A 14,489-nucleotide genomic window follows, 5' to 3' on the forward strand; every position below is an offset into this window, starting at 1 on the left:
CCCTCACACCTTCTTCAACCGTTCCACCGCCATCAGCACCCGCTCGGGCGTTGCCGGCGCATCGAGGCGTGGGCAGACCTTGTAGTCGGCGATGGACGCGACGGCCATGGATAGTGCTTCGAGAACCGAGATCGCCAGCATGAAAGGCGGTTCGCCCACGGCCTTGGAGCGGCCGATGGTGGGCTCGGCGTTTTCCGACCATTCCGCCAGTTGAACGTTGAAAATCTTCGGCCGGTCGGAGGCAAGCGGGATCTTGTAGGTGGAGGGAGCGTGGGTGCGCAGCCGCCCCTTGCCGTCCCACCATAATTCCTCCGTCGTCAACCAGCCCATGCCCTGTACGAAGGCGCCTTCCACCTGCCCGATATCGATGGCCGGGTTCAGCGACTTGCCGACATCGTGGAGAATATCGGTGCGCTCCATCATGTATTCGCCGGTCAGTGTATCGATCGACACCTCCGAACAGGCCGCGCCATAGGCGAAATAATAAAACGGCGTGCCGCGGCCGGCGGCACGATCCCAATGGATTTTCGGCGTCTTGTAAAAACCGGCGGCGGAAAGCTGGACGCGGGCGAAATAGGCTCGTTTGATGAAATCGTTGAAGGCGATTTCCTCAAGCCCGATGCGGACCCGGTTTGGCAGGAAGACAACCTCTTCTTCCGGCACGTTCCAGTTCTCGGCGGCGAATTTGATGAGCCTTTCACGGATCTGGCGGGCAGCGTCATAGGCCGCCATGCCATTGAGGTCCGTACCGGACGAGGCGGCCGTGGCCGACGTATTGGGCACCTTGCCCGTGGTCGTGGCGGTGATTTTCACCCGGCCAATATCCACCTGGAAGGCATCGGCCACCACCTGCGCCACCTTGGTGTAGAGGCCCTGGCCCATTTCGGTGCCGCCGTGGTTCAGGTGGATCGAACCGTCATTATAGATATGCACCAGCGCGCCCGCCTGATTGAAGGCGGTCATGGTGAAGGAGATGCCGAATTTGACAGGGGTGAGCGCAATGCCCTTGCGGATGATCGGGCTGGTCTTGTTGAACTCGACAATTGCCTGCCTGCGCGCGCGGTATTCGCTGGAGGCTTCCAGTTCCTCGACGACGCGGGCGATGATGTTGTCCTCGACCTCCTGATGATAGGGGGTTGTGGTGCGGCCCGAACCGGTCTCGCCATAGAAATTGAGCTTGCGGACATCGAGCGGGTCCTTGCCGACGGCATAGGCGATTTCCTCGATGAACCGCTCAGCCCCGAGCATGCCCTGCGGGCCGCCGAAACCGCGAAAAGCGGTGTTGGAGACGGTGTGGGTTTTCAACGGCCGCGAGGTGAGGTGCACATGCGGGTAGAAATAGCTGGAATCCGCATGGAATAGCGCGCGGTCGGTGACCGGGCCGGACAGGTCAGAGGAAAAACCGCAGCGGGCGGCATAGGTGGCGTCAACGGCGTGGATGCGGCCTTCCTCATCAAAGCCTAGCTCGTAATCGACGCGGAAATCGTGGCGTTTGCCGGTGGCGGTCATGTCTTCGTCGCGGTCGGGGCGGATTTTCACGGCCCGGTTCAGCTTCTTGGCGGCAATGGCGCAAAGGGCTGCGAACTGGTTTCCCTGGGTTTCCTTGCCGCCGAAACCGCCGCCCATGCGCCGCACCTGCACCGTGACGGCATTGGATGGCACCTGAAGGATGTGGCTGACAATGTGCTGGATTTCGCTCGGATGCTGGGTGGAGCTCCACAGCGTCACCTCATCGTCCTCGCCCGGCACGGCCATGGCGATGTGGCTTTCGAGATAAAAATGCTCCTGCCCGCCGATCCGCATCGTGCCGGTCAGGCGGCGGGGTGCCACGTCCATTTCGAGCTTCGCATCGCCACGCTTCAGCGTCATCGGATCGATGACGAGCGCACCGCCATTTTCAATCGCCGTGTCGATGTCGGTGAAATGCGGCAGGTCCTTGTAGACGATTTTCGCCCTGCGGGCGGCCTTGCGGGCAATATCGCGGCTTTCAGCAAAGACCGCGAAGATCGGCTGGCCGTGAAATTCAACCTTCGTTTCGGCCAGCAGCGGCTCGTCATGACGCCCGCCGGAGGAGACGTCGTTTTCGCCGGGCACGTCTTTGCCTGTCATCACCCATAACACGCCCGGCGCAGCTTCCACTTCGGAAAGGTCCATCGAGACGATTTCGGCATGGGCCCGGTCGGAAAGGCCAAGCGCGCCGTGAACGAGGCCGGCGGGTTCGGGAATATCGTCGATATATTCGGCGCTGCCCGTCACATGTTTATGGGCGGAATCGTGCCTGAGCGAGGCGTGTACAGGGCCGTCGATTTCGGTCTTGGTCTTATCGAAGCTTGTCGTGTCCATGGTTCAAGCCTCCTCCAGCGAGAAGCGGGCAAGTTCCTGCTTTTCCCCTGATGTCTCGAGGAAAAACCGTGTCAGCAAATTCTTGGCCGTCAGTTGCCGATATTCGGCGGTGGCGCGCCAATCGGTCAGCGGGGTGAAATCATCGTCCAGCGCATCGCGTGCCGCATCGATCGTTTCCTGAGACCAGGGCTTGCCGAGAAGTGCCGCCTCAAGATGCGCGGCGCGTTTCGGCGTGCCGGCCATACCGCCAAAGGCGACGCGGATGTCTTCAACCGTGCCGTCGACCTCGAGCGTCAGATGGAAGGCGGCGCAGAGCGCGGAGATATCCTCGTCGCGCCGCTTTGAAATCTTGTAGACGGCATAGTGGCTTTCGGGTTTCTGGAACGGAATGAAGAGCTTTTCGACGAATTCGCCGCTCAGCCGGTCCTGCTTGCCATAATCGATGAAGTAGCTTTCCAGCGGCAAGGTGCGGCTGCCGGAAGACGAGCGCAAGGTGAGCGTGGCGCCGAGCGCGATCAGGGCCGGGGGCGTATCGCCGATGGGCGAACCGTTGGCGATGTTGCCGCCGATGGTTCCCATATTGCGCACCTGTTCGCCGCCAAGACGATCGAACAGCCGGGCAAGCGGCGGGAAATGTTCTGCAATGGTCTTGAAGGCCTGGCTGTAGGTGACACCGGCACCGAGCGTCACGCCGTTCTCATCCACGGCAATACCCTGCAGATCGCCGAGGTTGTTGATGAAGATGACAGGGTTAAGCGCCCGCATCTGCTTTGTCACCCACAGGCCGACATCGGTGGAACCGGCAACGATGGTAGCCTTCGGCTCGGCGGCATAGATATCGGTCAATTCAGCAAGCGTTGCCGGGATGATGGTCCGATCCTCGCCGCGGGTGACCGTAATTGTCTCATTGGCGCGGATCGCCCAGAGCCTTGCCATGATATCGGTGCGGTCGCGTTGCAGCGGGTCGAACAGCGCACTCGGGCGGGCGGCTGCAATCTTTTCGGCAGCCCGCACAATCGGCTCGTAACCCGTGCATCGACAGAGATTGCCTTGGAGCGCCTTTTCAATATCGGCGCGGGACGGGTTTTCGCTGGCAAGCCACAGGCCGTAGAGCGACATGATGAAGCCCGGCGTGCAGAAACCGCATTGGGAACCGTGGAAATCCACCATTGCCTGCTGCACGGGGTGAAGCGTGCCATCGCGGCCGGCCAGATGCTCTACCGTCACGATATGGGTTGCATGCAGCGAGCCCAAAAAGCGGATGCAGGCATTGACGCTTTCATAACGCAGCGAGCCATCAACAAGCCGCCCGACCAACACCGTGCAGGCGCCGCAGTCACCTTCAGCACAGCCTTCTTTCGTCCCGGTCAGCCGTCTTTGAAGGCGGAGATAATCGAGAAGCGTGTCTGTCGGTCCGAAACCCTTAAGCGAAATGGTTTCGCTGTTGAGGATGAAGCTGATCGCGTCGTTCATGCACTGCCTTGCTTTTTGTCCGGTTGAGCCGGTTCCCAATCTGCTATCTATGCACGCCCGCGCGCGCATATCGATTTCCGTTTTGGCAATTCATTGTTTCCAAAACGGAAAGAGATGTCATCGATTATTGCGCTGTCCAGCCGCCATCGACGGAAATATGCGTGCCGGTAATGTTGCTGGCGGCATCGCTTGCCAGAAACAGCGCCGCTGCTGCCACGTCATCGATGGTGACGAATTGCTTTGTCGCCTGCAATTCCAGCATCACGTCGTTCTTCACCGCCTCTTCGCTGATGCCGCGCACCTTGGCCATTTCCGGTATCTGCTTTTCGACGAGCGGCGTCAGCACATAACCGGGACAGATGGCGTTGACGGTGACGCCCGTCTGCGCAAGCTCGAGCGCCGCCGTCTTCGTCAGGCCCATGATGCCGTGCTTGGCTGCCACATAGGCCGATTTGAACGGCGAGGCGACGAGACCGTGGGCAGAGGCAATGTTGATGATACGGCCTTTGCCGGCCTTCTTCATCAGCGGTATCGCAACGCGCATCGTATGGAAGGAACTGGTCAGATTGATGGCGATGATCCAATCCCACTTTTCCGTCGGAAACTCCTCGATCGGAGCGATGTGCTGAATGCCGGCATTGTTGACGAGCACATCGACCGAACCAAGCTTTTCATGCGCGGAATTGATGAGATCGGCAATCTCGTCCGGTTTCGTCATATCTGCCGGGTGGTAGAGCACGCGCCCGCCACTTTCGGCTTCCAGCAAGAGGCGGAGTTTTTCAATTTCGTCTTCGTCGCCGAAGCCATTCAGCACGATATTCGCGCCCTCCCTCGCAAATCTCTGTGCGATGCCAAGGCCGATGCCACTTGTGGAGCCTGTCACGATAACTGTCCGATGCATGCTTTCCCCTTTTTGCATTACTTCGCACATATTTAAGCAGGTTATGCCCAAAGGGGGCGGGCTGGCAATCGCGATTTCGGGCGCGATTTCGGGGGAGGCCGGCATGGGGCATAATGCGCCTGCGCCCATCCACTTTTTCGAAGCTAAGCATCCAGATTTTACGCCAGATTTTGCATTTGTCTGGCGGGCCGTCCGTGCCTATCTCTCAAACAATCAAACAGAGGTATCGTCTATGGAACTCGGTCTTTACACTTTTGCGGATGTCAATCCCAACCCCGTCGATGGCCGTGGGCCGGAAGGTGCGCGCCGGCTGCGCGAACTGCTTGAGGAAATCGAGCTTGCCGATCAGGTTGGACTGGATGTGTTTGGGCTGGGTGAACATCACCGCCCGGACTATGTCGCGTCCTCACCCTCCACCGTGCTTGCGGCGGCGGCGGTGAAGACGAAGAATATCCGCCTGACGAGCGCTGTCTCGGTTCTGAGTTCGGATGATCCGGTCCGGGTCTTCCAGCAATTCTCCACCGTCGATCTCCTGTCGAACGGCCGTGCCGAAATCATGGCCGGGCGCGGTTCCTTCATCGAATCCTACCCGCTGTTCGGTTACGACCTCGAAGACTATGACGTGCTGTTTGCGGAAAAGCTCGATCTGCTCTTGGCGCTGCGCGAGAACGAAATCGTCACCTGGTCCGGCACCAAACACCCCGCCATCAATGGGCGCGGGGTCTATCCGCGTCCCCTTCAGGAGCGTCTGCCGGTCTGGATCGCGGTTGGCGGCACGCCGCAATCGGTGGCGCGGGCCGGCGCCATGGGGCTGCCGGTGGCGCTTGCCATCATCGGCGGCGAATATCGCCGTTTCGCGCCGCTGTTCGATCTCTATCACGAAGCTGCACGCCGGGCGGGGCAGGAAAAGACCAGGCTGCGCACCAGCATCAACGTGCACGGCTTCATTGCCGACACCACCGACAAGGCGGCGGACCAGTTTTACGGACCGCAGGCAGAGGTGATGAACCGCATCGGCCGCGAGCGCGGCTGGGGTCCGACAAACCGCGCGCATTTCGATGCGGCGCGTGGGCCGGAGGGCAACCTCTTCCTTGGCGAACCTGAGCTGGTGGCGGAAAAGATCATCAAGGCGCACGGCGTTTTCAAGAACGACCGTTTCCTGTTGCAGATGGCAATCGGCCTGATGCCGCATGACCAGATCATGCGCGGCATCGAGCTTTATGGTACGAAAGTCGCGCCTGTTGTCAGAAAAGAATTGACGGGGAGTGCCGATCCGGTGAAAGCCACGGCCTGATTATTACCAAGGCGGGCGTCTTCAGACCCGCCATTTAGAACGACGGACAGAAACATGGTCATCTCCACCGACGAAGAACTGGTTTTGCTAAAGGATATCGGTCGCATCTGCGCCGTGGCCATGCAGACCATGGCGGATGCGCTGGAACCCGGTATCACCACGGCCGAACTGGATGCGATCGGCCGAAAGGTACTGGAGGATAACGACGCGCAATCGGCGCCGGAGTTCTGCTACCAGTTTCCCGGCGCGACCTGCATCAGCGTCAACGAAGAGGTTGCGCATGGCATTCCCGGCCCGCGCATCATCAAGGCGGGCGATCTCGTCAATATCGATGTTTCGGCGGTGAAGAGCGGTTTCTTCGGCGATACGGGTTCGTCTTTCGCCGTGCCGCCGGTGAAAAAGGAGATCGAGCGGCTGTGCCGCGATGGCAAGCGCGCCATGTGGACGGGCTTGCAGCAGGTGAAAACCGGTCGGCCCTTTGCCGATATCGGCAATGCCATCGGCTCCTTTGCAAAAAAGAACCGCTACACGCTGATCACCAATCTGGCGAGCCACGGCATTGGCCGCTCCCTGCATGAGGAGCCGAAGGACCTGGCGACCTGGCCGGACAAGGGTGAGCGGCGCATCATGCAGGAGGGCATGGTCTTCACCGTTGAACCCTTCCTGTCGACGGGTGCCTATTGGGCCGAAGATGGCGACGACGATCCGTGGACGCTCTATAGCGATCCGAGCGCGCCGACCGTGCAGTATGAACATACCGTGGTTGCTACGAAGAACGGCCCGCTGGTGCTGACGCTGGTTGAGTGACGGGATGCGCAGGCGACGGGATCTCGCATCTCGTACCAATAAAGACGGCTTATGCTGCCGATCAAAATAACTCGCTTGTTCCGTGGCAGTGCGGTTGCGATAAGCCGTACATGAGCATCGACAAGCCACTTTCCCCCAAACATCTGACTGCACTCGGTTTCGCCGGCGCCTTGATGATGGCGTCCGCCATGGGCTTCGGCCGTTTTTCCTTCACCCCCATTCTTCCCGGCATGATGGCTGATGTTCCGCTATCGGCGGGGGATGCGGGTATCGTCGCGGCTGGAAATTTCGCCGGTTATCTCGCGGGGGCGGTTCTCGCCGCCTATTCCTGGGGCTCGGGACGCGAACGGCTGGTCGCCCTTTGTGGCTTGTTTTCCACGGGCGCGTTGCTGCTTGCCATGGCCGCCTTAAACTCCGTTGCGGCCTTCACCCTGATCCGGTTTTTCGCCGGCGTTGCCAGTGCGATGACCATGATCTTCACGTCGCAGATCGTCATCGGCCACGCCATGAAAGCTGGCAAGGACCATATTCAGGCGCTGCATTATGGCGGCGTCGGTGCCGGCATCGCGATTTCCTCGCTTGTGGTCTATCTCATCGGCGTCGTTTTTGATGGCGGCGGTGCCTCCTGGCGGGAGGAGTGGATTGCCGGTGCCGTCTTTTCCTTCGCTACGTTTCTTCTCGTCTGGCGGGTGATGCCCGCCGGGCCACCCCGGCATGCCTCTGCGCTGTCGGAGCCGCCGCTCAAATGGACGAAGCCGCTCTTTCTGACGACGCTCGCCTATGGGCTGTTCGGCTTCGGTTACGTCATCACCGCCACCTTCATTGTTGCGATTGCCCGCATGGCTGCTGCTGGCGCTTTCGTGGAATTTCTGGCCTGGTTCGTGACGGGATGTGCCGCCGCCATTTCGCTTTTCCTCTGGAAGCCGGTCTTGAAATCGCAAGGGCTGAAGCGCGCTTTCGTGATCGTGCTTGCCGTGGAAGCCGTCGGCGTCTTCGCTTCCGTCATGCTGCCACCCGTTCCGGGCGTGCTTGCCGGCGGTCTGCTTCTGGGGCTGACCTTCATGGTCATCACCGCCTATGGCCTTCAGCTGGGCCGGGAATTTGCAGGCCCAAGCCCACGCCGCGCCTTTGCGCTGATGACGGCAGCCTTCGGTACTGGACAGATCGTCGGACCACTCGCCGCAGGCTGGATTGCCGAGGTGACGGGAAGTTTTACTGCACCAAGTATTCTCGCCTCTGGCGTGCTTGTCGCCAGCATTCTCCTGATGCTACCGGTTCTCGCCACGGAGCGGCGGCGCTAAATTCGCCCGGGCATATTGCGCCTCCAAGGGGCGATTTCAGGGGTTCCTTGCGGGATCGATCCGCCTTTTGCGCCTTACATCTTGTTAAGGTCGTCGCTTCTTCGTTGCTGTGCACAAATTTCTGCCCTAGGTTCGGGCCATCTAGTGCTTCGCCAATAATGGCTGACTTCAAACGCGCGTGAGTTCGAAACGTGTTTCATTCTTTCTTTCCCAAACCGAAATTGTTCTTCACCTCCGCCATCGTCTGGGCTTTTGTCGCCATTCTTGGATGGTACTTCATCGTTGAAGGGCTAGGCAGGTCTTGGGGCTACGTGATGCCCGAGCAAGAACCTTACGATCTCAGCTATTTTCTGGTTCCCGCCAATCTGTTCTTCTACGCCTATCTGGCATTGTGCCTGGTGTTGTTCGGGGCTGTCTGGACCGTTCTCGCCAAGGATCACCCCTGGAAGTTCTGGTCCATATGGGGATCGCTGCTGATTATCGCGGTGACCTATTTCGGCGTTCAGATTTCCGTCGTCATCAACAATTTCCGGCGGCCTTTCGGCGATCTCCTGCAAAATGCGCTGTCAAAACAGCCGGGTATCGAAGTCTGGGATTTTTACAGTCTTCAGATTGTCTTCGCCAAGATCGCCTTTCTCAGCATGGCTGTGTCGATCCTCACGGATTTCTTCACCAGCCATTATATCTTCCGCTGGCGCACCGCGATGAACGACTTCTACATGTCAAAATGGGAAAAGCTGCGCCACATCGAAGGTGCCTCGCAGCGCGTTCAGGAAGATACGATGCGGTTCTCCTCCACGCTGGAGGGATTGGGTATTACCCTGATCAATTCGGTCATGACGCTTGTTGTGTTTCTGCCGATCCTGTTTGCGCTGTCGTCCTACGTCTCCGAATTGCCGATCCTTGGCGAAGTGCCGCACGCGCTGTTCTGGCTGGCGATTGTCTGGTCCGTGTTCGGCACCGTGCTTCTGGCGACGGTCGGCATCAAGCTGCCCGGCCTGAATTTCCGCAACCAGCGTGTGGAAGCGGCCTATCGCAAGGAACTGGTCTACGGTGAGGATCACGCCGACCGCGCCCAGCCGCCGACTGTCAAGGAGCTTTACTCCAATGTGCGGAAAAACTATTTCCGCATGTATTGGCACTACCTCTACTTCAACGTCGCGCGGTATTTCTACATTCAGGCCGATGCCGTGTTCTTGCTCCTGATGCTTGTTCCCACCATCGTGGCGGGCAAGATCACCTATGGTATCTACCAGCAGATCGCCACGGCCTTCGGTCAGGTCAGTAATTCGTTCCAGTATCTGGTCAATTCCTGGACCACGATCATCGAGCTGCTGTCCATCCACAAACGTCTTGTGGCTTTCGAGGCCGCGATCGATGACAAGCCCCTGCCTGAAATCGACGAGCGTTATCTTCAGCGGGAAGCGGAAGCCGGAGAGCTGGCGGCCAACAAGCCCTGACGGAAAACAAAAAGGGCGGCCGACTGGCCGCCCTTTTGCATTATACCAGGGGAACCTTAGCCCTCTGTCTTCTGCTTCCTGCGCGCCTTGATGATCGGCATGGCCTCGGCGTAACTCACGCAGGCGACATCGTCTCTGCGGCAGACTTCGCGCAGCAGCCGCTCATAGGCGTTCCAATAGGCGCCGCCATTCATCTTCACGAAATGGAAGCCCATCTGCAGAGGGATGCGTTCGCCATTATACTGCTTGTCGAAAGCGGTGCGGAACGCCGCATAGGCGCGGTCCTCGAATTCCTGCGCGCGGTCCGGCGTCTCGATGCCGATGGAGTGGCGGATGAAGAGGTTGTAGTCCATGGCGATGATCGGGCGATTGCCGGGGCCTTCCGGAACCAGCGGCAGACCGAAATGTTCGATGCCGTCGCGCTCCACCGGCCATTCCGGTCCCTTGGTGATGCTGGTGGCGTCATAAACGAAGCCGTGTTTCTTCTGAGCCGCGGTCAGCGCCGGCCCCTGCGAAAGATAGGGCGCGCGGAAGCCGTTGATGTTTTTCACCATGTCGCGCCAGCCTTCGGGTTCCTCACCCTTCTTGCCAATCATCTGCCAGGCATTTTCCAGCGTGCTGGTGAAGGTGGTGAACTCGCCGTCCCATTGCTCGGCGGTCCATTGGCCGCCATCGAAATGCCCGCAGGTGTGATTGCCGATTTCGTGACCTTCGCGATAGGCCGACCAGATGTTGCGCAGCCGCGTCTCCACCTCTTCCGGCGACTGGCCAAAGCCGACATTGGAGCGCCCGGCCTTCTGGCCGGGGCCCTGATAGGTCTTGGCGCTGGTCTTGCGGTCCATCACCAGCGTGCAGGCAAGGAAATAGGTGAAATGCGCGCCGACCTCCTTCGCCGTCGCACGACTTCTTTCCCACAGCGAATTGTCGCCCGCACCGTCGAAAGAAACGATGACGAGTTGCTTCGGCTTCTCCGCATTTTCGGCAAAAGCGGGAAGGGCAAGGCATAGCGACAGGGAAAAAGCAGTCAATGGGCGAAACATCAGGCATCCGTCATGTGAAACACCGCTGCCTTTTGCGGGTGGAATAAGGCGAAGCTTTGAATAAACTGGCTTTTTTACGTCTTTCAGCCTAATTCCTTTTTTGCGTCGCGGTAATGAGGCCGCATTCCGTTCCACCGGGGGACCGTGTTCCATGCTTTTTCTCGTACTCTGTCTTGCCTTGTTTTTCCTGACGCATCTTTTGAAGGTGTTTGCGCCGCGATTTCGCGCGCAGATGATCGCGAAGATGGGAGAAGGACCGTTCAAGGGCGTCTATTCTCTCGCAAGCCTCATAACGCTCGGTCTCGTCATCTATGCGTTTGGCGAGGCGCGACAGGAAACCGGCGTTCTGTGGAACCCGCCGGTCTGGACGAGCCACCTCGCCGTGACCCTGATGCTGCCCGCGATGATCTGTCTTATCGCCAGCCTCATCCCGGCTGGCCACATCGCAACCAGAACAAAACATCCGCTCATTCTGGCGGTCAAGATCTGGGCGCTCGCCCATCTTCTGGCGAATGGAGAGACCTCTTCGATTCTTCTCTTTGCATCGTTCCTCGCCTGGGGTGTGGTGATGCGGATTTCGCTGAAGCGCCGGGAAAGAGCGGGTGAAAAAGTGGTCCGTCCCTTCGTCTCGGGCCGTTACGATCTGGTGGCCATCGTCGGCGGCATCGTTCTCTGGGGCGCTTTCATCCTGAAACTGCACGAATGGTTGATCGGCGTTCAGCCCATCGCCATGTAGGAAATCAACGTTTCCCCCTTACATATCAGGCAAAATAGGCTAGAAGGCCGACCATGACCCGTCGGCCGGACTTTTGCTGACCCGGGTAAGCGGCTTGGTATGTCCGCGAACGGATGGATCGGCGACGATCTCCGCGCGGGTAACGGAGAATTTGATGGCAAACGAAAATGATACCTTTATCCGCGAAGTGAACGAGCAGATCCGTTCCGAGCAGCTTTCCCGTTTCTGGGGCCGCTACGGTATCGTGGTCGTTGGCGCCGCCGTTCTCGTGGTTGTGGGCGCCGCCGGTGCCGGCATCTATGAATACTGGAACACCAGCCGCGCTTCCAATTCCGGCGACCAGTTCATCGCGGCGCTGAAGCTTGCTTCCGACAACAAGACGGACGAAGCGCTGAAGGCCTTTGCCGATCTTGAAACCTCCGGTCATGGCAATTATCCGGTGCTGGCGAAGTTCCGTTCTGCGACGCTGCTTTCGCAGAAGGGCGATGCGGCCGGCGCCATCGCTGCCTTCACCGCGATCGGCAACGACACGTCTGCCCCGCAGGTCTTCCGCGATACGGCGAAGGTGCGCGCGGCGTGGCTGCTGGTTGACAACGGCACGTATGATCAGGTCGTTGCACTTGCGGAGCCGTTGAGCGGCGAAGGCCAGACCATGCGTGCATCGGCTCGCGAAGCCCTTGGTCTTGCCGCCTACAAGGCTGGCGATTTCACCAAGGCCAAACAATGGTTCGAGCAGATCGTCAGCGACGCGCAGGCGCCACGCAATGTGACGAACCGCGCGCAGATCATGCTCGACAATATCACTGCTTCGGGCAAAGCTGTCTAACACGGCTTTCCCACCTCCAAGGATTAACGATCAATGAGCTTCACCGTCGCCATAGTCGGGCGCCCCAATGTCGGCAAGTCCACGCTTTTCAACCGTCTGGTCGGAAAGAAGCTGGCGCTTGTCGACGATATGCCGGGCGTGACCCGTGACCGCCGCCCCGGCGACGCGAAGCTTGTCGACCTTCGTTTCACCATCATCGATACCGCCGGTCTGGAGCAATCCGGGCCGGAGACGCTTCAGGGCCGCATGTGGGCGCAGACCGAAGCGGCGATCGACGAAGCCGATGTGACCCTTTTTGTCGTTGACGCCAAGGCAGGCCTGACGCCCGCCGATGAAACGCTGGCCGAAATGCTGCGCCGTCGTGGCAAGCCGGTGGTTCTGGTGGCCAACAAGTCCGAGGCGCGCGGTTCCGATGCGGGCTTCTACGATGCCTTTACGCTCGGTCTTGGCGATCCGTGCGCCATCTCGGCCGAACATGGCCAGGGCATGATCGACCTGCGCGACGCCATCGTCGAGGCGATCGGCGAAGACGTTGCCTTCCCGCCTGAAGTGGATGAGGCGGAGACCGATATCGTTCTTCCGCGCACTGAGCCCGGCAGCGAGGAAGAGGAAGAAGAAGAGCCTGTTTATGACGAGACCAAGCCGCTGCGTGTCGCCATCATCGGCCGACCGAATGCGGGCAAGTCCACCCTCATCAACCGTTTCCTTGGTGAAGACCGCCTGCTAACCGGCCCGGAAGCGGGCATTACCCGCGACAGTATTTCCGTCGAGTGGGACTGGCGCGGCCGCACCATCAAGATGTTCGACACGGCCGGAATGCGCCGCAAGGCCAGGGTGACGGAGAAGCTGGAGAAGCTCTCGGTCGCGGATTCCCTGCGCTCCATTCGTTTCGCCGAAACGGTGGTGATCGTGTTCGACAGCACCATTCCGTTCGAAAAGCAGGACCTGCAGCTGGTCGATCTCGTTATCCGCGAAGGCCGCGCCGCCGTGCTTGCCTTCAACAAATGGGATCTGGTTGAAGATCCGCAGGCGTTTCTGGCCGATCTGCGTGAAAAGACCGAGCGGCTTCTGCCGCAGGCCCGCGGCATCCGCGCCGTGCCGATGTCCGGCCAGACGGGCTATGGCCTTGACCGGTTGATGCAGAACATCATCGATACCGACAAGATCTGGAACCGCCGCATCTCGACCGCCAAGCTCAACCGCTGGCTCGATGCGCAGACCACGCAGCATCCGCCGCCGGCCGTTTCCGGCCGCCGCCTCAAGCTGAAATACATGACGCAGGTAAAGGCGCGCCCTCCGGCCTTCATGATTTCCTGCACCCGACCGGAAGCCATTCCGGAGAGCTACACGCGCTACCTCGTGAACGGTCTGCGCAAGGATTTCGACATGCCGGGCGTGCCGATCCGTGTGCATTATCGTGGCTCCGATAATCCGTTCGAGAGCAAGGCGAAGAAGAGGCGGTAATCGGCTGCTGAAAACCTCTCCTCCGTTATTCTCGCGCTAGTCCAGAGAATCTGCAAACTTTCGATTTTGCGACTCGGGAGGTAGATCCTCGGGACAAGCCCGAGGATGACGTCGCGTGGGGCCGAGGTCTCACCAATATCGAGATCGACGGTGAACCGGTCTCTCCCGTTGCCTTCCGATAATCATAAAACCGGCGAGTAAAAAACCATGTTGATCAAGCAGACCGACTATCACCGGATTTACCGTGTCATCAACAGCCTGCTCGTCAACGACAATGCCGACCCGGCTACGGCCTGCATGTATTTCAGCACCTTCGGCGCCTTCATCCTTCAGCAGCATTACAAGGTGAAAGCTGTGCCGAAGGGCGGGCTTGCCGCTTATAATCTGGGCGGAACGGTCATGCTTTTTGCGGACCATCGTGACGATGGTTACGTAACGGGCGCTGGCGATAATTTCCATTGCTGGGTCGAAGCGGACGGATGGGCTATCGATTTCATGGCGCCCGCTTTTTCGCAGAGCGCACGCGAACTTTCCGTGCCCCCGAAGATGTTTCAGCGTCCGCTATCGGCCATGGCGGCTTCCATCAACGATCTCGATCATTCCGGCGATTTCTTCTACCGCTCCGAGCCGGAAGCCACCGCGCGGCGTTTTGCCGAATGGCATAAGCAGGCGATGATTGGCGATCTGGCGAGCGTCGCCGCAAACTGGTTCCGCAAGTCGCCGAAACAGATGTCCCCGTCGCTTTCTGTCACGGAGCGGAACGGCAAGGCGCGGACGGTGCCGCTTTCCGGCCAGGCGCTCGTCGGCGCGTGGTGATCTGAGACGGGATAAGTCTTTGTGAAAT

General features: G+C 59.5%; 12 protein-coding genes. 8 read left to right on the forward strand and 4 right to left on the reverse strand.

The annotated features are described in order from the left end of the window. Positions 1 to 3: 3 nt before the first annotated feature. The 3 genes from xdhB to ACQZ5Y_RS10685 all read right to left on the reverse strand — a co-directional run bounded on the left by xdhB (position 4) and on the right by ACQZ5Y_RS10685 (position 4,717). A complete protein-coding gene (xdhB, locus tag ACQZ5Y_RS10675; protein ID WP_162690667.1) occupies positions 4 to 2,343 on the reverse strand; it encodes a xanthine dehydrogenase molybdopterin binding subunit in 2,340 nt (779 codons plus the stop codon). A gap of 3 nt (positions 2,344 to 2,346) precedes the next feature. Then, complete coding sequence (xdhA, locus tag ACQZ5Y_RS10680) at positions 2,347 to 3,816, reverse strand: xanthine dehydrogenase small subunit (RefSeq protein ID WP_174049867.1); 1,470 nt, start codon at positions 3,814 to 3,816, stop codon at positions 2,347 to 2,349. A gap of 124 nt (positions 3,817 to 3,940) precedes the next feature. Next, on the reverse strand, positions 3,941 to 4,717 hold the full coding sequence (locus tag ACQZ5Y_RS10685; protein ID WP_025594214.1) for a 3-hydroxybutyrate dehydrogenase: 777 nt from the start codon (positions 4,715 to 4,717) through the stop codon (positions 3,941 to 3,943). 232 nt (positions 4,718 to 4,949) lie between these two features. Here ACQZ5Y_RS10685 and ACQZ5Y_RS10690 point away from each other — a divergent pair, with 232 nt between their 5' ends. The 4 genes from ACQZ5Y_RS10690 to sbmA all read left to right on the forward strand — a co-directional run bounded on the left by ACQZ5Y_RS10690 (position 4,950) and on the right by sbmA (position 9,579). Beyond that, the gene (locus ACQZ5Y_RS10690; protein ID WP_065662334.1) at positions 4,950 to 6,011 is read left to right on the forward strand and encodes an LLM class flavin-dependent oxidoreductase; all 1,062 of its coding nucleotides are present in this window, start codon (positions 4,950 to 4,952) and stop codon (positions 6,009 to 6,011) included. Positions 6,012 to 6,065: 54 nt separating this feature from the next. Next, positions 6,066 to 6,818 (forward strand): type I methionyl aminopeptidase, encoded by a 753-nt coding sequence (map, locus tag ACQZ5Y_RS10695; protein ID WP_174049865.1) that lies wholly within the window; start codon positions 6,066 to 6,068, stop codon positions 6,816 to 6,818. A gap of 110 nt (positions 6,819 to 6,928) precedes the next feature. Next, positions 6,929 to 8,119 carry an MFS transporter gene (locus ACQZ5Y_RS10700; protein WP_174049863.1) on the forward strand — a complete coding sequence of 397 codons (1,191 nt, stop codon included), beginning with the start codon at positions 6,929 to 6,931 and terminating at the stop codon, positions 8,117 to 8,119. A 191-nt stretch (positions 8,120 to 8,310) separates the two neighbouring features. After that, positions 8,311 to 9,579, forward strand: a complete 1,269-nt coding sequence (gene sbmA, locus ACQZ5Y_RS10705) for a peptide antibiotic transporter SbmA (protein ID WP_003513636.1) — start codon at positions 8,311 to 8,313, stop codon at positions 9,577 to 9,579. A gap of 56 nt (positions 9,580 to 9,635) precedes the next feature. On the opposite strand, the gene ACQZ5Y_RS10710 is transcribed toward sbmA, so the two are convergent. Next, positions 9,636 to 10,619, reverse strand: a complete 984-nt coding sequence (locus tag ACQZ5Y_RS10710) for a polysaccharide deacetylase family protein (protein ID WP_065659128.1) — start codon at positions 10,617 to 10,619, stop codon at positions 9,636 to 9,638. Between the two features lie 151 nt (positions 10,620 to 10,770). Here ACQZ5Y_RS10710 and ACQZ5Y_RS10715 point away from each other — a divergent pair, with 151 nt between their 5' ends. The 4 genes from ACQZ5Y_RS10715 to ACQZ5Y_RS10730 all read left to right on the forward strand — a co-directional run bounded on the left by ACQZ5Y_RS10715 (position 10,771) and on the right by ACQZ5Y_RS10730 (position 14,461). Beyond that, positions 10,771 to 11,355: an NnrU family protein gene (locus ACQZ5Y_RS10715; protein ID WP_003513633.1), complete on the forward strand. Its 585-nt coding sequence runs from the start codon at positions 10,771 to 10,773 to the stop codon at positions 11,353 to 11,355. Positions 11,356 to 11,509: 154 nt separating this feature from the next. Next, positions 11,510 to 12,181 carry a tetratricopeptide repeat protein gene (locus ACQZ5Y_RS10720; RefSeq protein WP_013636645.1) on the forward strand — a complete coding sequence of 224 codons (672 nt, stop codon included), beginning with the start codon at positions 11,510 to 11,512 and terminating at the stop codon, positions 12,179 to 12,181. Positions 12,182 to 12,214: 33 nt separating this feature from the next. Beyond that, complete coding sequence (gene der, locus ACQZ5Y_RS10725; RefSeq protein WP_174049861.1) at positions 12,215 to 13,645, forward strand: ribosome biogenesis GTPase Der; 1,431 nt, start codon at positions 12,215 to 12,217, stop codon at positions 13,643 to 13,645. Between the two features lie 207 nt (positions 13,646 to 13,852). Further along, positions 13,853 to 14,461 carry a DUF2026 family protein gene (locus ACQZ5Y_RS10730; RefSeq protein WP_174049859.1) on the forward strand — a complete coding sequence of 203 codons (609 nt, stop codon included), beginning with the start codon at positions 13,853 to 13,855 and terminating at the stop codon, positions 14,459 to 14,461. Positions 14,462 to 14,489: the final 28 nt, after the last annotated feature.

The sequence above is a fragment of the Agrobacterium sp. A3-95 genome (assembly GCF_053521785.1).

Bases quoted from the DNA above. Each gene is read 5' to 3' on its own strand.
- xdhB (WP_162690667.1), bottom strand. From the start codon at position 2,343: ATGGACACGACAAGCTTCGATAAGACCAAGACCGAAATCGACGGCCCT.
- xdhA (WP_174049867.1), bottom strand. From the start codon at position 3,816: ATGAACGACGCGATCAGCTTCATCCTCAACAGCGAAACCATTTCGCTT.
- ACQZ5Y_RS10685 (WP_025594214.1), bottom strand. From the start codon at position 4,717: ATGCATCGGACAGTTATCGTGACAGGCTCCACAAGTGGCATCGGCCTT.
- ACQZ5Y_RS10690 (WP_065662334.1), top strand. From the start codon at position 4,950: ATGGAACTCGGTCTTTACACTTTTGCGGATGTCAATCCCAACCCCGTC.
- map (WP_174049865.1), top strand. From the start codon at position 6,066: ATGGTCATCTCCACCGACGAAGAACTGGTTTTGCTAAAGGATATCGGT.
- ACQZ5Y_RS10700 (WP_174049863.1), top strand. From the start codon at position 6,929: ATGAGCATCGACAAGCCACTTTCCCCCAAACATCTGACTGCACTCGGT.
- ACQZ5Y_RS10710 (WP_065659128.1), bottom strand. From the start codon at position 10,619: ATGTTTCGCCCATTGACTGCTTTTTCCCTGTCGCTATGCCTTGCCCTT.
- ACQZ5Y_RS10715 (WP_003513633.1), top strand. From the start codon at position 10,771: ATGCTTTTTCTCGTACTCTGTCTTGCCTTGTTTTTCCTGACGCATCTT.
- ACQZ5Y_RS10720 (WP_013636645.1), top strand. From the start codon at position 11,510: ATGGCAAACGAAAATGATACCTTTATCCGCGAAGTGAACGAGCAGATC.
- der (WP_174049861.1), top strand. From the start codon at position 12,215: ATGAGCTTCACCGTCGCCATAGTCGGGCGCCCCAATGTCGGCAAGTCC.
- ACQZ5Y_RS10730 (WP_174049859.1), top strand. From the start codon at position 13,853: ATGTTGATCAAGCAGACCGACTATCACCGGATTTACCGTGTCATCAAC.